The sequence below is a fragment of the Pantoea sp. X-Soil-ISGK-259 genome, assembly GCF_059730705.1.
The window spans coordinates 2,398,116-2,416,951 of the sequence record NZ_AP035986.1; the positions used below are offsets into that span (position 1 = coordinate 2,398,116).

The window sequence follows — 18,836 nt, forward strand, 5'->3', positions numbered from 1 at the left end:
AATGAAAACTGCAAATGCCATCGATACGCTGCGCGACCTCGCGGAGCAGGATCTCGAACGTGCCGCCATCTACTTAGGCGATATGCGTCGCGGCCAGCACGCCGCTAACGAGCAGCTGACGATGCTGCTCGACTATCAGGATGAGTATCGCAACAAGCTCAACGACGATATGTCATCCGGTATCGCCAGCACCCGCTGGACCAACTATCACCAGTTTATTCAGACGCTGGAAAAAGCGATTGAGCAGCATCGTAACCAGCTCAATAACTGGAATCAGCGGCTGGAACAGGCGCTGATCAACTGGCGCGACAAACAGCAGCGGCTGAACGCTTATCAGACGCTGATAACGCGTGCAGCAGAAAATGCATTACGACAGGAAAACCGTCTCGATCAGAAACGGATGGACGAATTTGCCCAACGGGCCGCATCGAGGAGAGGCGAATGATTACGCTGCCACATATTGCCACGAAAGCGTCGGTTAAAACCGACGCGGAACCATCAGTTTCAACCGATCTTGCAGCGGGTGAAGACGCGCTGCCTAAGGACTTTCTGACTGCGCTGGGAAACCAGCTGCTCGGCCTGGCGAAACAGCATGGGAAAGTGGCGCAATCCGCTGACGCTAAAGCAGAAAAGACTGATGACGCCCGCCCGAAGGCCCCCCTGAATGCACTGATGGCGGCGCTGGATAATCCTGCTGCGCTGACCGCCCTGTTTAAACCGGAAAATATTAAAGCTGGGTCAAAATCAGCCGATGATAAAGACAAGCCGGACGTGGCACCCTTAAGCGCCACTGACATGCAAAATGTGCAGGCGTTGTTCGCCATGTTACCCGGTGCGGTGACACCGACAGCGACGCCTTCGACCCCGGTCAGCAGTGAGGCGGGCGAGCTGATTGCCCAGACCGACACCGGCCGGAAAAGTCAGACGTCGCTGACGCAACTGCTGAGCAGCGCACAGCCGGGCCACGAAACAGGTGACGATGAGAAGGCTGAAGTCAGAAGCGACGCACAAAGCAAACCTGCCGTCGCGACTGCCGCCAGCCAGAGCAACACCGCCGCGCAGAGTGCAACAGGCAATGGCCTGACGCTTGATAGCAGTTTTCAGCAGGCACTGAGCAATATGGTTAAGCAGGATGATCAAGCGATCAAAGCCAGCACCAGCGATAGCACGATCAACGCGATGCCCGTTGCCACCGCCAGCAGCCTGCCCGCCGCGGTGACCGCCTCCGCGACCATCAGCACCCCGTCAACGCCAACGCTGAACTCACAGCTGGGCAGCGACGAGTGGCAACAGGCGCTAAGTCAGCAGATTGTGATGTTCACGCGTAACGGCCAGCAGAACGCGGAATTGCGTTTACATCCGGCAGACCTTGGCGCTATCCAGATCAGCCTGAAACTGGATAACGACCAGGCACAAATTAATCTGGTTTCCGGCCATAGCCACGTCAGAGCGGCACTGGAAGCCGCAATACCGCAGTTGCGCAGTGCGCTGGCAGAAAGCGGTATTAACCTGGGCGAGAGTCAGGTGAGCAGTGACAGTTCCGCGCAGGGCCAGCAATTCCAGCAACAACAGGAGGCGCGCCGCGATGGAGAGCACGGCCGCTTCTCCCTCACCCAGGACAGTGACACCGACATTACGCCGATTGCCGTTCCCGCCGCCCTTCAGGCTCGTGTTAGCGGCAACAGCGCCGTCGATACTTTCGCCTGACAGCGGCAAACGCTGAAGGTAAGCGTAAAACCCGCGTCTTATCTACCCATTGGTTTGACTTAAGACGCGGATAATCTGTCCCGTGAGCCGAGAGGCTTGCCCATAATTCACAGGAAGTAACTGCAACCATGTCTGATAACGCGAAAGCAAAAGGCCGCAAACGTAAACTCTTAATACCAGTGTTGCTCATTGTAACGCTGGCCGCTTGCAGCGCGGCAGGGTATGCAGTCTGGCGAATGATGAATAAACATGAGGGCGATAAGCCTGAGGTGGCGAAAGTTGAACCGCCTCCCGCTCCGGTCTTTTTTGCACTTGATACATTTACGGTTAACCTGGTCAATCCCGACAACGATCCCGACCGCGTGCTTTACGTAGGCTTTACCCTGCGTCTGGCCGATGAGGATACCCGGCGTCGGTTGAATGACTATCTGCCTGAGGTGCGCAGCCGTTTGCTGCTGCTGCTCTCGCGTCAAAGCGCTGCGACGCTGGCGACAGAGCAAGGAAAGCAGGCGCTTGTTGAACAAATCAAACAGGCGCTGACACCCCCGCTGGTAAAAGGTCAACCTCCGCAGGCTGTAAGCGACGTGCTGTTTACTGCCTTCATTTTGAGGTGAATCAATGGGCGATAGCATTCTTTCCCAGGCTGAAATTGACGCCCTTTTAAACGGCGACAGTGGCAGCGCGGAAGAAGAAAAGAAACAAAACGGACCGGAAGGCGATATTCGTCCTTACGATCCGAATACCCAGCGCCGCGTGGTGCGCGAGCGTTTGCAGGCGCTGGAGATTATTAACGAGCGTTTTGCCCGTAGTTTCCGTATGGCGCTGTTTAACCTGCTGCGCCGTAGCCCGGATATCAGCGTCGGGGCGATCAAGATTCAGCCGTATCATGAGTTTGCCCGCAATCTGCCGGTGCCAACCAACCTGAACCTGATCCACCTGAAACCGTTGCGTGGTACAGCGCTGGTGGTGTTCTCACCAAGCCTGGTGTTTATCGCTGTCGACAACCTGTTTGGTGGCGACGGACGTTTTCCGACGAAAGTTGAAGGCCGTGAGTTTACCCATACCGAGCAGCGCGTTATTCGCCGCATGCTGAAGCTGGCGCTGGATGGTTACAGCGACGCATGGAAAGCCATTTATCCACTGGACGTTGAGTATGTACGTTCAGAGATGCAGGTAAAGTTCACCAACATCACCACTTCACCGAACGATATCGTGGTTAACACGCCGTTCCAGGTGGAGATTGGTAACCTGGTGGGTGAGTTTAATATCTGCATCCCGTTTTCAATGATTGAACCGCTGCGCGAGCTGCTGGTGAACCCACCGCTCGAAAACTCTCGTCAGGAAGATAACCACTGGCGCGACAACCTGGTCAAACAGGTGCAGCACTCTGAGCTGGAATTGATTGCGCACTTTGCCGAAACCTCACTGCGTCTGTCACGGATTTTGCAGCTGAAACCCGGTGACGTGCTGCCGATTGAGAAGCCGGAACGCATTATCGCCCATGTCGATAGCGTCCCGGTCTTAACCAGCCAATATGGCACGATGAATGGTCAGTACGCGCTCCGTGTCGAACACCTGATTAACCCGATTTTGAATTCGCTGAACGAGGAACAGCCCCATGACTGACAGTAATAAACCGTCTGACGATATCTCTGCGGACGATCTGTGGGCTGAAGCGATGAATGAGCAGGTCGGCAGCAGCAGTGCGCCGCAGACCGACGACGTCTTCAAATCATTCGACAGCGGCAACGTCGCTGGATCGCTGCAGGATATCGACCTGATTATGGATATCCCGGTGAAACTCACCGTGGAACTGGGTCGCACCAAAATGACCATTAAAGAGCTGCTGCGTTTAACGCAGGGTTCGGTGGTCTCGCTGGATGGCCTGGCAGGTGAACCGCTTGATATTCTGATCAACGGCTACCTGATCGCTCAGGGTGAAGTTGTCGTGGTGAACGACAAATATGGCGTGCGCATCACTGACATCATCACCCCATCTGAACGTATGCGTCGTCTGAGTCGCTAAGAGTCACATTATGAATAGCCAGAATCAAACGCTGCAACCGGCTGCACCGCACGCTCAGGCGATCTCAACCGGCTCTATGCTGGCTCAGGTCAGCAGCGTATTAGCCGTAATTATCTTATTGATTCTGGCCTGCGCCTGGCTGGCACGCCGTGTCGGCTTCGCGCCGAAAAAGGTCAGCAGCCAGGAGCTTAAACTCACCGCCAGCGTATCGGTGGGCCAGCGTGAGCGGGTGGTGATTATCGATACCGCCGATGCCCGTCTGGTGCTGGGCGTCACTGCACAGCAGGTTACCCATCTGCACACGCTGCCGCCGGGTGAACCGGTCGCTGTGACGCCGGTGAACAGTGCGCCACAGGATTTTCGTCAGCTGTTACAGAACCTGGTTAAACGTCCCGGAAAACCACAATGATGCGTCGACTGCTTCCTTTACTGCCACTGCTGTTACTGGCACCGGTTGCCCATGCCCAGCTGCCGGGCCTGGTGAGCCACTCACTGCCGAACGGCGGTCAGAGCTGGTCCCTGCCGGTTCAGACGCTGGTTTTTATCACTGCACTGACCTTTATTCCGGCCGTGCTGCTGATGATGACCAGTTTCACCCGCATCATCATCGTGTTTGGCTTACTGCGTAACGCCCTTGGCACGCCCTCGGCGCCGCCTAACCAGGTGCTGCTTGGACTGTCGCTGTTTCTGACCTTCTTTATTATGGCGCCGACGTTCGACAAAATTTATCAGGACGCTTATCTGCCATTCAGTCAGGACAAGATCAGCATGGATGTGGCGATCGATAAAGGCGCCCAGCCACTGCGCGAATTTATGCTGCGTCAGACCCGCGAAGCCGATTTAGCGCTGTTTGCCCGTCTGGCGAATACCGCCCCGATTGCCGGCCCTGAAGCGGTGCCGATGCGCATTCTACTGCCCGCCTATGTCACCAGCGAGTTGAAGACGGCGTTCCAGATTGGCTTTACCGTGTTTATCCCGTTCCTGATCATCGATCTTGTGGTTGCCAGTGTGCTGATGGCGCTGGGAATGATGATGGTCCCGCCAGCGTCTATCGCGCTGCCGTTTAAACTGATGCTGTTTGTTCTGGTCGATGGCTGGCAACTGCTGGTCGGTTCACTGGCGCAAAGCTTCTACTCCTGATCCCCCTTTTCTTACCGGAGCAACATATGACACCTGAATCAGTAATGGTAATGGGACAGGAAGCGATGCGCGTCGCCCTGATGCTGGCCGCCCCGCTGCTGCTGGCAGCCCTGGTCAGTGGCCTGCTGATCAGCCTGATCCAGGCGGCGACGCAGGTCAACGAACAGACCTTATCCTTTATTCCTAAGATTCTGGCCGTTGCCACCACCGGTATCATTGCCGGTCCGTGGATGCTGAATCTGCTGCTGGATTATATCCGCACCGTCTTTACTAACCTGCCATACATCATCGGCTGATGATTACTCTCGATAGCAGCCAGCTGGTTCATTGGGTCAGCCAGTTCTTCTGGCCTCTGGTGCGCATCATGGCATTATTCGCCACTGCTCCCATCCTCAATGAACGATCTATCAGCAAGCGTGTCAAAATCGGTCTGGCGGTGATGATCACCTGGCTGGTCATGCCGCTGTTACCGGCTGTTAATGTGACGCTGTTTTCACCTCCCGGCTTTCTGCTGCTGATTCAGCAGATGCTGATAGGTATTGCCCTCGGCTTCACCATGCAGTTCGCGTTTGCGGCTGTGCGCCTTGCCGGTGAAGTGATTGGTTTGCAGATGGGCATCTCGTTCGCCACCTTTTTCGATCCCGGCAGCCGCCTGAACATGCCAGTGCTGGCCCGTTTTCTCGACATGCTGGCGATGCTGCTGTTCCTGACCTTTAACGGGCATCTGTGGCTGATTTCGCTGCTGGTGGACAGTTTTCATACGCTGCCGATTGGCGGTGAGCCGGTAAATGCCAACGCGTTCATGGCACTGGTGAAGTCGGGCGGATTAATTTTCCTTAACGGCATGATGTTAGCGCTGCCCTTAATCGTTTTGTTACTCATGGTAAATCTGGTACTGGGTTTGTTAAATCGTGTTTCACCACAGTTATCAATCTTCGCAATTGGCTTCCCTATTACCTTATCAGTTGGAATTTTAACCATCAGCTTGCTGATGCCCCTGCTAGCCCCGTTCTGTGAACGTTTATTCGGTGAAATTTTTGATTTACTCGCCCTGTTCCTGACAGAACTATCCCGTCCCTGAACATTAAGTTTCTAACTACCTTTGCAAAATGACACTTAAGTATCACAAAACCATCCATGCATCTTCAGAACCATGTTTTCCAGAATGCAACTAAGGAAATTCTGATAAACGTGCGCAGAGTCTGAAAATAATTCTTATTAAACCGGGCTTCGCGTATTTTAGTTGGGTGGTTCACAGAAGCGGTCAGACTGTGAATGTGCAGGCTAAATCGGCAAATCACTGTATTTACAAGAAAAAATTCTTTAAGTGATTTTTCTTGTTAAAAAAGTGTTTTTCCGGCATTGTCAACGCACGCTGAGACTTCACACTTTCGTAAAACAAATGTTTTTGAGAATTGTCCTATCAGAAAACGCTTTGTTTTCTAGGATAGTGATACAGCTCTCAAAAATGCGTTTTACTGCTTCCGACACTTCACTGGCACTCCCCCGCCATGGTCGGAGAGTGTGTGACGTCATGGCGGCACAAAATTTTTGCAGAACGGGTCAGGGATGAAGACTTTTACGGGCGGTTGCCTGTTGCCAAACTGCACGAGCAGAATAAAAAGTATCTAAGAAATCTCTCTCGTACCGCAACGCGTATTCATCGTTGATTTAAACGGATAACAAATTGGTGAGGGTCGCTATTATGCCAACTATTATTATGGATTCCTGCAACTACACACGCCTGGGATTATCAGACTATATGTCTTTAAAAGGAGTTAAGAAGAAAAATATCTCTTCTGTCTCCGATATTGAGCAACTACAGCAGAAATGTGAGCAATTAAATCCTGGTGTCGTCTTTATTAATGAAGATTGTTTCATTCATGAGTCAGATTCCAGTGAACGTATTCGCAGTATTATTACGCAGCATCCGGATACACTGTTCTTTATATTCATGGCGATTAGCAATATCCATTTTGAGGAATATCTCTACGTTCGTAAGAACCTGATTATTACATCAAAATCGATGAAGACATCGACTCTGGACTCCTTACTCGGCACCTATTTGCAGAAGAAGCTTAACCAGTCTGCACGCATCTCTTCTGGCATGGATGTTCATCCATTAACATTGAGCCAGACTGAGTCAAACATGCTGAAGATGTGGATGTCAGGTCATGATACCATTCAGATCTCAGATAAAATGCAAATTAAGGCCAAAACGGTATCGTCACACAAAGGTAATATTAAACGCAAAATCAAAACCCATAATAAGCAGGTTATTTATCATGTGGTGCGTTTGACCGATAATGTGACCTCGGGTATTTACGTTAATATTCGCTGATCGTAAATCCTGAAGAACCGGCCGCTATGGCCGGTTTTTTTTGCACTAAATTGCGATCCATGTCTCATTCTTACTGCTAACCTTTTTCGCTCTTTTGCCGATGTTATGCCTTATAACAACAGCCTCAAGAGAGTAAGGATATGAACACTGCATTAGATAATGATGGACAGAAAAGCGCTGGCATCTGGCAGAATCTCCGCCTGGTGCCGCTGTTTAGCCTGATCTTCGGCGGCATTTTGCTGCTGTTCGCACTCTGCATTGGTGTCGCCAGTTACTTTCTGATTTTAAGCAACCACTCACTTGATGATGCCACGGACGAAATTCAGGTTCGTATGGGCCTTTCTAACAGTTCAAACCACCTGCGTACTGCGCGACTGACCATTATTCAGGCGGGTGCCGCCGCGCGTATCGGTGAAATGGACGATTTTCGTGCCAATATCGCCGCCGCTGAAAAACGTATTCAACAGGCAAAGCAGGGGTTCGCGGTCTATATGGCGCGTGTAGTGAAGACGCCAGCAGACGTTGAACTGGACGCCACACTGCAGACCCGCTTCAACAATTACATCAATAAAGGCCTGATACCGATGATCGATTCCGGTAAACAGGGCAGTTTTGAGGGCATTATCGCTCAGGAGACGGACGTTACCCGCAAGCTGGATGACGAGTACAACGCGGTATTACTCAAAGCGATCAAGATTCGTACTGACCGCGCCAATGCCATTACCGCTGAAGCGGATCAGCAATCGCGCATCGGCTTTATCTCAATGGCTGTGGCGTTCAGTGCCGCACTGGTGCTGGTGCTGCTGACCTTTGTGTTCCTGCGCCGCGTGGTCATTAGCCCCCTGCGTCAGTCTGTGCTGCGTATCGAGCGTATTGCGCAGGGCGATCTGACCTCCGCCCCCCTGCCCTTTGGTCGCAGTGAGATTGGTACACTGATCCACAATCTGCAGCTGATGCAGCAGTCGCTGGTGACCACCGTGGGTACGGTGCGTGAAGGCGCAGTGGCCATTTATCAGGGTTCCAGCGAAATATCAGCCGGTAACACCGATCTCTCATCCCGTACCGAGCAGCAGGCAGCGGCACTGGAGCAGACCGCAGCCAGCATGGAACAACTTACCGCCACAGTGAAACAGAACGCCGAGAATGCGCATCACGCCAGTCAGCTCGCCGCAGATGCCTCAGGCAAAGCGCGCAGCGGAGGCGATCTGGTCAATAATGTCGTGAAAACCATGACCAATATTTCCGGCAGCTCGAAGAAAATCGCTGAGATCACCAATGTCATTAATAGCATTGCGTTCCAGACCAATATTCTGGCGCTGAACGCGGCGGTTGAAGCGGCACGGGCCGGTGAACAGGGACGTGGTTTTGCGGTGGTAGCGAGCGAAGTGCGAAATCTGGCCCAGCGCAGTGCGCAGGCTGCTAAAGAGATAGAATCTTTAATAGCGGAGTCGGTTACGCTGATTAATGACGGTTCGCATCAGGTCGGCGCGGCCGGGAACACGATGGGTGAAATTGTAGAAGCAGTCCGTCGCGTCACCGACATTATGTCAGAGATTGCCGCAGCGTCGGATGAACAGAGCCGTGGCATTCAGCAGGTGAGCCAGGCGGTTACCGAGATGGATAACGTTACCCAGCAGAACGCCTCTCTGGTGGAAGAAGCTTCAGCCGCAGCAGCCTCGCTTGAAGATCAGGCCGGTAAATTAACACAGGCGGTGGCCGCATTCCGCCTGCACGATTCCCCCGCTACCGCAGGTGTGGCTCCACGCGCCGCTGCACCACTCAAAACACCGGCACTGGCAGCACGTCCTGCGCTCGCCACCGGTACTGATAACTGGGAAACCTTCTAAGGTCATCGCCAGTCATCCCGGGCGGGCGACGACTGCCGGGGGATTAACAACAGCAAAAAGCCGCGTTTCCGTATACCGGAACGCGGCTTTTTTATTGCGCGTCAGGTTCAGGCATCCTGGCAAGGCTCTACAAAAATGCCATCCGGCTGGTTTGTTTCATTAAAAAACCAGATACCCAATGGGTAATCTTCCAGCGCCACTAAAAACATAGTGCCTTCATTGAATGGCTCCATAGCCAGAATGTTGCCTGTGCGACGGGGGCCGCCATCGGTTTTAACGCTGACGCGGTCATTTACCTTCATTTCGGTTCTCCAGATAATATCCTGAATACAGTCTAAACGAAGAACCGTGCCAATGCAGCGCGTTACCGGCGGGCAATAACCCAGACGGCGTGAATGATGCCCGGGATATAACCACAGATTGTCAGCAGGATGTTCAGCCAGAATGCGCCGCCAAAACCAACCTGCATAAACACGCCCAGTGGCGGCAGCAATATCGCAATAATAATTCGTAAAATGTCCATAACCATTCCTTTAGGTATTGATAAAAATCAGCTTTATTATCAACTATAGCTGAATATGCTCTGTCAGGACATAAAGTCAGGTAAATCTGAGTAAGGATAAAGTTTTGCAGTATCTTAACGTTTTACCGCAAGATTTCTTACGCGCCTCGCCTATACACTTCCCTGACTGCACCACCCCAATAGGTGCAGCCAACATGCAAGTAACAAGGATTTTGCCCGCGCAGCGCGGGCTTTTTTTGCCTGAAATTTGCCCGCGCCCGCCTTTCTGCATCAGGTTCTATACTCAATATTCTGTTTGCTCTCAGGAGTCAGAAAATGAAAGACGAAATGCAGCACAGCGAGGGTCAGCCGTCAGATTTACAGGTTGATATCGAGGGTTTACTAACGGCTATTCAGGCCAGAACGTCTGGAGAGATTCGGGAGTATATGGATCAGGACCAGCAGCCACGGCTGGAAGTTGAAGGCCGGGTTTTTCACTCCTACACCGAACTGGCAGAGGCGTTTGAGATCGACATTTCGAATTATCGCGCCTGAGAATTTGATGGCTGAAATCGATTTCAAAAAAATACCCGGCGGGAAGGCCGGGTAAAAAACTCATTCGTTACACCAGGGAATTCTTAACACCTCTGCAGATTACCCTATCCCTGGATTGAAACAAGCATCAGATATGCACATTTTTGCAACATGTCAGACAGATATGGAAAAATGTTACCGGAAACACCGCGCCAGCTGGTCATTGCGCCCCGCACACTTCATGCATCCCTCGGATTATAGCGACCTGGTTTTAAGAATTATCCTGGATTTCGGGCCAATGACGCCTGAAAAAAAGTGTGAGCCATATTCAACTATAATATTGAAAAATCGCCGCTTTAGCCGCGAACGTGATGAAAGGAGCCTGTTAATGCCCGATCTCCACCAGCCGTTAATGGTTATTACCGATCTGGATGGTTCACTACTGGACCATCATACCTATCGCTGGGATGCGGCCACCGAGTGGCTCAACACGCTGAAACACCATGCGGTTCCGCTGGTGATCTGTTCCAGCAAAACAGCGGCCGAAATTATTCCGCTGCAAAAAAGGCTCGGCATCAGCGGTTCGCCGTTTATTGCTGAGAATGGCGCAGTGATACAGACACAGGATCAACAGCGGATTCGCCTGCCTGATAACACGCTGACTTATGACAACCTCTGTCTGCGCCTGGCTGCTTTAAAAAAAGATTTTCGCTTTACCGGTTTTCATGACTTCTCTGATCCGGAAGTTGCCTCAATGACTGGATTAAGCGAAGCGGAATCAGCGCTGTCCCGTCAGCGCGACGCTTCTGAAGTCATTGTCTGGCGCGACAGTGACGAAGCCTTTGATCGTTTTCATGACGCACTACGCGCTCAAGGCCTGGCGCTGACCCAGGGCGGACGTTTCTGGCATGTGCTGCCCGCCGGGAGCGGCAAAGGCGAAGCGCTGCGCTGGCTGCTGGATCACTTCCCCGGAGAGACACGCACCACAATCGGCCTGGGCGACGGGCCTAATGATGCGCCGATGCTGGATGCGGTTGATTATGCCGTGGTGATTAAAGGCTACAGTAAAACGCCGGTGACACTCAGCCGGACCGACCCTGCTCAGGTTTATCACACGGCTCATCATGGCCCTGAAGGCTGGCGTGAAGGGCTGGACTATTTTCTGACTCAATCTCAATAAGCTGCCCACGGGCATTAAAAGGATGATGCGATGAGTGACTTTTACCAGAATGGCGTAATCACTAACTTCCACAACCTTACCCACCGCAGTGTGGAGTCGCTGGAAAAAGAGATGGTACGCTTTGCCCGCAAACGCAAAATGGGGCTGATCCTGCCATCGCTATTTTCTGAACTTGAAGGCCCGGCGCTGACAAAAATCGTTGATGAACTGGCTAAAGTGCCTTATCTGGATGAAATCGTGATTGGTCTGGACCGTGCCGACCGCGACCAGTTCCTGTTTGCCCGGGAATTCTTCTCCCGTCTGCCGCAACGGCATCGCATTCTGTGGAACGATGGCCCACGCCTCAAGGCGATCGATGCGGAACTGGATAAAGAGGGTCTGTCACCCACCAATCCGGGTAAAGGCCGCAATGTCTGGTTTTGTACCGGTTATACCCTGGCGTCGGACCGCACCAGCTGTGTGGCATTGCATGACTGCGATATTGTCACCTATGAGCGCGGCATGCTGGCCCGTCTGCTTTACCCGCTGGCAAACCCGGCGTTTCAGTATGAATTCTGTAAAGGGTTCTATGCGCGGGTTGCGGATGGCAAGCTTAATGGCCGCGTAGGCCGTCTTCTGGTCGGGCCGCTGCTGCGCTCGCTGCAGAAAGTCTATGGCCATTCCGAATATCTGGATTATCTGTCGAGCTTCCGCTATCCGCTCTCCGGCGAGTTCGCTATGCGAACCCATGTGCTGAACGGCATTAAAATCCCCGGCGACTGGGGGCTTGAGATTGGTGTGCTGTCAGAGATTTACCGCAACTACACCACCCGTCAGTCGTGCCAGGTGGAAATCGCCGATAATTACGATCACAAGCATCAGCCACTGGCGGAAGATGATGGCACCGGCGGCCTGAAGCGTATGAGCAGCGATATCGTCCAGTCACTGCTGCGTAAGCTCGCCACCATGGGTGTGCCGTTGACCAGCGACTCGTTTCGTGTTTTGAAGGCAACCTATTACCGTAATGCGCTGGATATGATGGAGACCTATAACCACGAAGCGGCGATGAACGGGCTGAAGTTTGATCAGCATGTGGAAGAGGCAGCAGTAGAGATGTTTACCCAGTCCATTCTGGAAGCGGGCCAGGCTTTTATTGAGCGACCTAACGATAAGCCGTTTATACCGAGCTGGAGCCGTGTCCAGTCTGCTTTTCCGGACGTGCTGCAGCGTATCTATCAGGCCGTTGAAGAGGATAACGACGGGAATGTCTGAAACAGGACGGCACAGGGACGTGCCGGGCCATCAATAAACTTTAAGCGGGCCTGGCGGGTCACTGGACCCACAGGCCTGTATGCTATCAGCTCGCCAGTTGCTCAGGATTCAGGGCGCTCAGCTCATCACTACGAAAGGCTTCACTGCGCACAGCATAACCGTCGTACCAGCGGCATTCCACCATGCCACTCGCGAAGCCGGTCACCACCATCGTCTGTCCCTGTTCCTTGTGCTGCACTTCTTCACTGATTGCGAAAACCATATTGCGCTCCTTTGATTACCTGTGTGTTATTAACCTGAGTGACTATTTTCTTTATAGCAGGCGAAGAAGGTTCCTGCCTGTTAAGGCACGCAAAAAAAGGGCAAATTCGGAATTAATCAGCTGGATATGCGGAAAATAAAAAAAGCGGATAAAAACTTATCCGCTTTGATGAAGTCTTGACGCTGACGTCAGATTTTACAGCCTTCGCAATCGGCTTCGTCGCCGAGATCATCCGGCACTTCGCTGGCTTTTTTCTCCGCTTTCGCTTCAGCCTGCTCAAGTTGTGCGTCGATATCAAATTCAAACATGTCGTCGTTCATCGTCATTCTCCTGACCGTAAATCACAGTGCGCTTTATACCGATTTTCCGCGCACTCTGGCAATAAGGTTAACCACTAACAGCACGATCGACCCAATGATAAAACCAAGCACCAGGTTTGCGCCATTACTCAGGAGCATGGCGATCCAGCCGTTAAAGCCGCTGCTGACTTGCCCGATGAGGTGATGCAGCGGTTCAATGCCATGCACCACGATGCCACCACCCACAAGGAACATCGCGATGGTGCCGACCACTGAAAGAATCTTCATCAACCAGGGCGCTGCAGCCAGCAGCACGCTGCCGATGCCCTGCGCAAGCCGCGAGGTTTTTTCACGCAGCCAGAAGCCAAGGTCATCAATTTTCACGATGGCGGCCACGATGCCATACACGCCAATGGTGACCAGAATCGCGATGCCCGCCAGAATAATCACCTGGTTAAGCAGCGGTGCGTCCGACACAATCCCTAAGGTAATCGCGACAATTTCAGCAGAGAGAATGAAATCCGTGCGCACCGCCCCTTTGATCTTCTTCTTCTCGAACTCTGCCGCATTCTCTTTAGCCAGTGAGTCAAGTCGCTGCTTGCGCGCTTCCGGTGATTTGCTCTGCTTATCCTGTTGTAGCGTGTGCATGACCTTTTCAACGCCTTCGTAACAGAGATAGGCCCCGCCAATCATCAGCAGCGGCGTGATAAGCCAGGGCGCAAACGCAGAGATGACCAACGCCATGGGCACCAGGATCAGTTTGTTGAGGAACGAGCCCTTGGCAACGCCCCAGACCACAGGCAGCTCACGATTGGCTTTTACGCCGGTGACCTGCTGTGCATTCAGCGACAGATCGTCGCCCAGTACGCCAGCGGTTTTTTTTGCCGCCACTTTCCCCATGACGGAAATATCGTCCAGAAGTGTTGCAATATCATCAAGTAAAGTCAGTAAACTGGTGCCTGCCAAAATTCTTATCCTTAGTCTGGTTCGTTATGTTGACAACATGGGCAGCGCTCAATTTCCGTAACGGTCATCTCTGCGATGCCCTCACAATCCCACTCCACCCGTACCGTCTCACCTGCTTTGCCTTCAGCATGCAAATATTTGCTGACCGGGCTTTCGGTCATGCCGGTAATCTCCTCCGTGGCAATAAGCCTGTCACCGCAGTAGACCCGCGCAGTCGCTTTGGTGTTAACCATCCGCTCGTCACGAATCTGATAGAGGCGTTTTACCGTCAGTTTTATGCTGCTCATTTAGGCTCCTGGCCACGGAGAAAGCGCAGATCTAACCAATTATGTTCCTGATTAGCAATCAGCGTTGTAATGATGAATACCCTGATGGTCGACCTCGGCACTCTCCGACATCGCCATCAGCCACTCCTCCAGCCGCTCCAGCAGATCCTGATCCGTCAGGCGCAGTTTGCCCCGTAGCGCACACTCCCAGATGATCAGTACTTTCCAGCCGCCCTCCTGCAGCTGGCGCACATAGCGCCGATCACGTTCAACATTGCTGTTGATTTTGCCGGTCCAGAACTCTGTTCGCGTCGCCGGCATCTTAAACAGATAGCAGTGATGGCGATGCCAGAAACAGCCATGAACAAAGATGATTGCCTGCTGTTCTGTCAGAACGAAATCAGGCCGACCCGGCAGGTTTTTATCCTGCACGCGAAAGCTGAATCCCCGGTCTTTCAGCAACAGTGCAATACGTTGCTCAATGGCCGTATCCTGAGCGCGAATAGCACGCATATTTTTGCTGCGCGTTTCGCTGGAGTGAACATCAGCCATAACCTCTCCTTTTTTGCTGGTTCTGTAACTTTAGTCTGCGCCACGAAAAGCGAAAGCTGTCGCCGGATGAGTTCGGAGAGTATGCCGCAAAAACAGAACTTTCCGGGGCGCTGGCACGGGGCACATCCCGGCAATTTCCTCATAGCGTCTGGAGTGATAGCATAGGCACCTTACTGTTAAGGAAAAACGCATGCATTCCGCCGCTCTCGCTGCCCCACTCTCTGCTGCACCCTCATCTGCTGACGCGTCTGACCTCGTTCAGCAGGTGCTGGCAATCTATTCAGTTCGTGATCTTACGGCCCGCCTGCATCAGGCAGGGTTTTCCTGCTGGACGCCATCACTGCTGAACCGGATCCGTCAGGGTAAAAGCGCCTTGCCGCCGTTGTGCGAGGCGGAGCTGTCGCTGCTGCAAAGTCTGCTGCCGACCCGACCGGCCCATTATGATAATCCTGAGTTTCGTTTCATCGATCTTTTTGCCGGGATTGGCGGCATTCGTAAAGGATTCGAGGCAATTGGCGGCAAGTGCGTCTTCACCAGTGAATGGAATAAAGAGGCGGTTCGCACTTACAAAGCCAATCACTACAGCGATCCGCTGGAGCATCACTTTAATACCGATATCCGTCAGGTTACCCAGCCGGAAGGTCTGACCGACGACGACGCGATTTACCGCGCGATTGATGCGGCGATCCCTGATCATCAGGTACTGCTGGCGGGTTTTCCCTGTCAGCCCTTTTCGCTGGCGGGCGTCAGCAAGAAAAATGCGATGGGACGCGCGCACGGTTTTGAGTGTCAGGTGCAGGGCACGCTGTTTTTCGATGTCGCCCGTATTCTGGCCGCCAAGAAACCGCCCTTCTTTGTGCTGGAGAATGTGAAAAATCTCAAGAGCCACGATAAGGGCCGCACCTTCGCCATTATCATGGAGACGCTGGATGAGCTGGGCTATGACGTGGCCGATGCCGGAGCCGGTAGCCCGGATGCCAAAGTGATCGATGCGCGTCACTTTCTGCCACAGCATCGCGAACGCATTGTGCTGGTCGGTATCCGCCGCGACCTGAAGAAGCAGGACTTTACGCTACGCGACATTCGCCGTTTCTATCCGGCGCAGGTGCCCAGCCTGCAGAGCCTGCTGGAGCGCGCGCCAGACGACAAATATATTCTGTCGCCGGTGTTATGGCGCTACCTCTACCAGTATGCGAAAAAACATAAAGCGAAAGGCAATGGCTTTGGTTTTGGTCTTAACGATCCGCGTAATCCTGATTGCTGCGTGCGGACGCTGTCGGCGCGGTACTATAAAGATGGCTCAGAAATTCTGATTGACCGCGGCTGGGACAGCGCTGTTGGCGAAGCAGCGTTTCAGGATGCAGACAATATGGCACGACGGCCCCGTCGTCTCTCCCCGCGCGAGTGCGCCCGTCTGATGGGCTTCGATGTGCCTGGCCGTGAGCCGTTCCGCATTCCGGTCTCGGACACGCAGGCTTATAAACAGTTTGGGAACTCGGTGGTTGTGCCGGTGTTTGCGGCAGTCGCGCAGCTGCTGCTGCCACATATACGTCAGCTGAAATCGTAATGGTTCTGAAATAAAAAAACCCGTCCTGCGACGGGTTTCTGTTTTATTTCTTCTTCTTGCTCTGTTTCTTGAGCAGCAGACGAATCTGCTTCAACTCGCTGGCGCTCAATCCATCGGATTTCACGTCAGTGGCACCTGATCCCTCAGTCCCCTCTTCGGTGATGTCCTGATTATCAATCGCCGGATGGGGATGCGTTTCCAGACTGGCCTGCAAACGTTGCACAATTTCCTGACTCATTGAAATCTGGTTTTCCAGCGCCAGCTGTTTAATCGTTTCTTTCAACTCAGGATCAATTTTAATTGTTAAATTAACAGTTTCGGTCATCGGGCAGCTCCTTTTTGTTATCGCTACACGCTACCGGATGCCCGTTTCGATTAATATACTGTCATAAAAATTTAATATTCAGTTTTCAATGGGGTGAAGTCACGCAGTACGCCCTCATCCAGCCCCACCAGATTGCCCTGCAGTTCGGCATAAAGTTTCGCCATGTAGCGCACCAGGAAATCGGCGTTATGCTCAGCTAACATGCGGCCGGTTTCGGTGTGCATGGTTTCCGGCAGGCGCAACAGCTTCTTCTGGAAATGGTCCAGCGTCCACTTAACATCATTCAGCTCACGATCTCTGCCCAGCGGGTCCTGACTGTCAAATAACGGACGATTCAGCGCACCCGCCGTGTAAAAAACGCGCGCCAGTCCGATTGCGCCCAGTGACTCCAGCCGGTCAGCATCCTGGACGATTTTAGCTTCCAGTGTCTGAGGCGGTATGCCAGCACTGAAACTGTGAGTTTTAACGGCATGCATCACCGCATCAATCTTCTCAGCAGGGAAATCGAGAAAGTCCTGCTGCAGAATGCGCTGGGTTTCCGTGGCGGCATAGGTTGAGGCGAGATGACGTTCCGGATGATTTTTTGGCAGATTAACCACATCGTGAAAATAACAGGCGGTGAGCACTACCAATGGATCAGCGGGTCTACCCGTCATGATTCGCTGCGCGCTCATCCAGACGCGCCGTAAATGGGCAATATCGTGCGCGCCGTCGTCGTGGATCCAGTTCGCCTGAAACCAGCTTTCATAGCGAGATTGCCAGAGTGTGAGTGACATAGTCTATCTCCCTGTAGTGACCGACAGCAGATTCTCTGTCGTGTTCAGTGCACGAACGGCAAGCCATCATAGCGACTGGCTAATGACACTTTTTTTACAGTGCTGTTGAAAAGAGCGGCGCTGCCAGTTTTTCGGGCAGAAAAATGAGATCTGGATCATCTGTATAGCATCTCTGTTACACAATAACCGCAATTTCGGCGGTTTTCAGCCTTTCCTCAGTGAATTGCTGCTAAGAAAATTAGTTTAACAGCTGTAATGTTTTGTCGATGTTTAACCGATAATACAGACCCTGTTTAACTTTTTTTTGTCACGTGTTTAATTGTAAAACTGTGCACAAAAGCAGGTGAAAAAGTCTGAAAAGGTTCCTATTTTTATCGTTATAACGTACTGTATCCGGGCTAATCGTCGTGTTGCGTCCATGATATCTAAAGCGTTGGTGCGCTTTTTGCATTTTGCGTTTTTTTAATACCCAACGTGACAACTTTAAAGTGACTGTCAGGCGACAAATTATTAAGCAAAATGATTTAAAGCTTTTATGATGACTCTGAGATGTGACGTGAATGGATGTTTACAGCAGTAACCGGGTTCTACTAATAAAAAAGAGGTAATCAATGAAAGAACGGCCGATTCTTTTTTCCGAACAGCGTGTTCGTGCCCTGTTGGTTGGCCAGCAAACGCAAACCCGGCGCATTATGAAAACTCAGGCTTTCGGTCCGGGACAGGATCATCACGAGGGCGTGCACGCCTTCGATGTGAGTGCTAACCATCTGCACGGCTACAAAATGATGTCGATGGCTGACATCAGCTATCAATGCCCCTATGGCAAACCGGGTGACATACTCTGGGTGCGTGAAACCTGGCGTGGCCCAATGGTGCCAGAGAGCGATCTGGCCGAATATGAACGTGACCCGACGCCGTTTCGCCTGCCGGAATATTGCCAGTATCGGGCCGACAGTAATGAGCTGGGTCAGCATGCACTGAGTACGCCAGAGGCCGAAGAGTTTGGCTGGCAGACCGCCATCCATATGCCTCGTTGGGCCAGCCGTATCAACCTCGAAATTACCGGCGTCCGCGCGGAGAAAATTCAGGACATTAGTGAAGATGACATCCGGGCAGAGGGCGTACAGACCGATTCGCACTTCCTGAATAACTTCTTCACCATGAACGCCAACTCAGAATCGCCTAAAGAGGCGTATCGCAAAGCCTGGGAAAAACAGTACGGCGCGACCAGCTGGGAAGTGAATCCCTGGGTCTGGGTCATTGAATTTCAGCGCATCGAACGCAACTAATGCTTT

General features: G+C 52.5%; 25 protein-coding genes. 16 read left to right on the forward strand and 9 right to left on the reverse strand.

From position 1 onward, the window contains the following. Position 1 precedes the first annotated feature (1 nt). From fliJ to AC6I77_RS11480, 11 genes are all read left to right on the forward strand, one after another. Positions 2-445 carry a flagellar export protein FliJ gene (gene fliJ, locus AC6I77_RS11430; RefSeq protein ID WP_003854478.1) on the forward strand — a complete coding sequence of 148 codons (444 nt, stop codon included), beginning with the start codon at positions 2-4 and terminating at the stop codon, positions 443-445. Beyond that, positions 442-1,707, forward strand: a complete 1,266-nt coding sequence (locus tag AC6I77_RS11435) for a flagellar hook-length control protein FliK (protein WP_003854476.1) — start codon at positions 442-444, stop codon at positions 1,705-1,707. Before fliJ ends, AC6I77_RS11435 begins: the two co-directional genes overlap by 4 nt. 128 nt (positions 1,708-1,835) lie before the next feature. Beyond that, complete coding sequence (gene fliL / locus AC6I77_RS11440) at positions 1,836-2,321, forward strand: flagellar basal body-associated protein FliL (RefSeq protein WP_003854474.1); 486 nt, start codon at positions 1,836-1,838, stop codon at positions 2,319-2,321. A gap of 4 nt (positions 2,322-2,325) precedes the next feature. Then, positions 2,326-3,333 (forward strand): flagellar motor switch protein FliM, encoded by a 1,008-nt coding sequence (fliM, locus tag AC6I77_RS11445; RefSeq protein ID WP_003854473.1) that lies wholly within the window; start codon positions 2,326-2,328, stop codon positions 3,331-3,333. Next, entirely contained in the window at positions 3,326-3,733 is a 408-nt protein-coding gene (gene fliN, locus AC6I77_RS11450) for a flagellar motor switch protein FliN (RefSeq protein WP_003854471.1), read from the forward strand. Before fliM ends, fliN begins: the two co-directional genes overlap by 8 nt. A gap of 10 nt (positions 3,734-3,743) precedes the next feature. Then, a complete protein-coding gene (gene fliO / locus AC6I77_RS11455; protein WP_003854470.1) occupies positions 3,744-4,142 on the forward strand; it encodes a flagellar biosynthetic protein FliO in 399 nt (132 codons plus the stop codon). Continuing rightward, positions 4,142-4,873 (forward strand): flagellar type III secretion system pore protein FliP, encoded by a 732-nt coding sequence (fliP, locus tag AC6I77_RS11460; protein WP_031593200.1) that lies wholly within the window; start codon positions 4,142-4,144, stop codon positions 4,871-4,873. The genes fliO and fliP overlap by 1 nt, the downstream gene beginning before the upstream one ends. A 26-nt stretch (positions 4,874-4,899) precedes the next feature. Next, complete coding sequence (fliQ, locus tag AC6I77_RS11465) at positions 4,900-5,169, forward strand: flagellar biosynthesis protein FliQ (RefSeq protein WP_003854466.1); 270 nt, start codon at positions 4,900-4,902, stop codon at positions 5,167-5,169. Next, positions 5,169-5,954 carry a flagellar biosynthetic protein FliR gene (gene fliR, locus AC6I77_RS11470; protein WP_003854464.1) on the forward strand — a complete coding sequence of 262 codons (786 nt, stop codon included), beginning with the start codon at positions 5,169-5,171 and terminating at the stop codon, positions 5,952-5,954. Before fliQ ends, fliR begins: the two co-directional genes overlap by 1 nt. A gap of 624 nt (positions 5,955-6,578) precedes the next feature. After that, positions 6,579-7,214, forward strand: a complete 636-nt coding sequence (gene rcsA / locus AC6I77_RS11475) for a transcriptional regulator RcsA (protein ID WP_008926881.1) — start codon at positions 6,579-6,581, stop codon at positions 7,212-7,214. A gap of 140 nt (positions 7,215-7,354) precedes the next feature. Further along, entirely contained in the window at positions 7,355-9,061 is a 1,707-nt protein-coding gene (locus tag AC6I77_RS11480; protein ID WP_003854460.1) for a methyl-accepting chemotaxis protein, read from the forward strand. Between the two features lie 107 nt (positions 9,062-9,168). On the opposite strand, the gene dsrB is transcribed toward AC6I77_RS11480, so the two are convergent. Both dsrB and AC6I77_RS11490 read right to left on the reverse strand, forming a co-directional pair. Next, complete coding sequence (dsrB, locus tag AC6I77_RS11485; protein WP_003854458.1) at positions 9,169-9,363, reverse strand: protein DsrB; 195 nt, start codon at positions 9,361-9,363, stop codon at positions 9,169-9,171. A 62-nt stretch (positions 9,364-9,425) separates the two neighbouring features. Further along, positions 9,426-9,584 carry a YqaE/Pmp3 family membrane protein gene (locus AC6I77_RS11490; RefSeq protein WP_003854456.1) on the reverse strand — a complete coding sequence of 53 codons (159 nt, stop codon included), beginning with the start codon at positions 9,582-9,584 and terminating at the stop codon, positions 9,426-9,428. A gap of 315 nt (positions 9,585-9,899) precedes the next feature. Between AC6I77_RS11490 and AC6I77_RS11495 the strand changes: the two genes are divergently transcribed. The 3 genes from AC6I77_RS11495 (at position 9,900) to AC6I77_RS11505 (ending at position 12,528) form a co-directional block, all read left to right on the forward strand. Next, positions 9,900-10,118: a DUF2525 domain-containing protein gene (locus tag AC6I77_RS11495; RefSeq protein ID WP_003854453.1), complete on the forward strand. Its 219-nt coding sequence runs from the start codon at positions 9,900-9,902 to the stop codon at positions 10,116-10,118. A gap of 367 nt (positions 10,119-10,485) precedes the next feature. Further along, positions 10,486-11,277 (forward strand): mannosyl-3-phosphoglycerate phosphatase-related protein, encoded by a 792-nt coding sequence (locus AC6I77_RS11500; protein ID WP_110411317.1) that lies wholly within the window; start codon positions 10,486-10,488, stop codon positions 11,275-11,277. A 30-nt stretch (positions 11,278-11,307) separates the two neighbouring features. Beyond that, positions 11,308-12,528 (forward strand): glycosyltransferase family protein, encoded by a 1,221-nt coding sequence (locus AC6I77_RS11505; RefSeq protein WP_003854447.1) that lies wholly within the window; start codon positions 11,308-11,310, stop codon positions 12,526-12,528. Positions 12,529-12,613: 85 nt separating this feature from the next. Here the strand turns inward: AC6I77_RS11505 and AC6I77_RS11510 are convergent, their stop codons facing one another. From AC6I77_RS11510 to AC6I77_RS11530, 5 genes are all read right to left on the reverse strand, one after another. Then, positions 12,614-12,790, reverse strand: a complete 177-nt coding sequence (locus AC6I77_RS11510; RefSeq protein ID WP_003854445.1) for a YodC family protein — start codon at positions 12,788-12,790, stop codon at positions 12,614-12,616. A gap of 188 nt (positions 12,791-12,978) precedes the next feature. Beyond that, the gene (locus AC6I77_RS11515) at positions 12,979-13,110 is read right to left on the reverse strand and encodes a hypothetical protein (protein WP_003854444.1); all 132 of its coding nucleotides are present in this window, start codon (positions 13,108-13,110) and stop codon (positions 12,979-12,981) included. Positions 13,111-13,143: 33 nt separating this feature from the next. Then, complete coding sequence (locus AC6I77_RS11520) at positions 13,144-14,055, reverse strand: DUF808 family protein (RefSeq protein WP_003854441.1); 912 nt, start codon at positions 14,053-14,055, stop codon at positions 13,144-13,146. A gap of 11 nt (positions 14,056-14,066) precedes the next feature. After that, positions 14,067-14,342 carry a hypothetical protein gene (locus AC6I77_RS11525; RefSeq protein WP_003854439.1) on the reverse strand — a complete coding sequence of 92 codons (276 nt, stop codon included), beginning with the start codon at positions 14,340-14,342 and terminating at the stop codon, positions 14,067-14,069. 51 nt (positions 14,343-14,393) lie between these two features. After that, on the reverse strand, positions 14,394-14,873 hold the full coding sequence (locus AC6I77_RS11530; RefSeq protein ID WP_003854438.1) for a very short patch repair endonuclease: 480 nt from the start codon (positions 14,871-14,873) through the stop codon (positions 14,394-14,396). Between the two features lie 190 nt (positions 14,874-15,063). Here AC6I77_RS11530 and dcm point away from each other — a divergent pair, with 190 nt between their 5' ends. Continuing rightward, on the forward strand, positions 15,064-16,440 hold the full coding sequence (gene dcm / locus AC6I77_RS11535; protein WP_003854436.1) for a DNA (cytosine-5-)-methyltransferase: 1,377 nt from the start codon (positions 15,064-15,066) through the stop codon (positions 16,438-16,440). Positions 16,441-16,483: 43 nt separating this feature from the next. Here the strand turns inward: dcm and AC6I77_RS11540 are convergent, their stop codons facing one another. Next, entirely contained in the window at positions 16,484-16,765 is a 282-nt protein-coding gene (locus AC6I77_RS11540; RefSeq protein WP_003854433.1) for an Arc family DNA-binding protein, read from the reverse strand. Between the two features lie 71 nt (positions 16,766-16,836). Next, a complete protein-coding gene (locus tag AC6I77_RS11545; protein ID WP_497816943.1) occupies positions 16,837-17,541 on the reverse strand; it encodes a phosphohydrolase in 705 nt (234 codons plus the stop codon). A 611-nt stretch (positions 17,542-18,152) separates the two neighbouring features. Between AC6I77_RS11545 and AC6I77_RS11550 the strand changes: the two genes are divergently transcribed. Beyond that, positions 18,153-18,830 (forward strand): ASCH domain-containing protein, encoded by a 678-nt coding sequence (locus tag AC6I77_RS11550; protein WP_003854430.1) that lies wholly within the window; start codon positions 18,153-18,155, stop codon positions 18,828-18,830. The last annotated feature ends 6 nt before the right edge of the window (positions 18,831-18,836 follow it).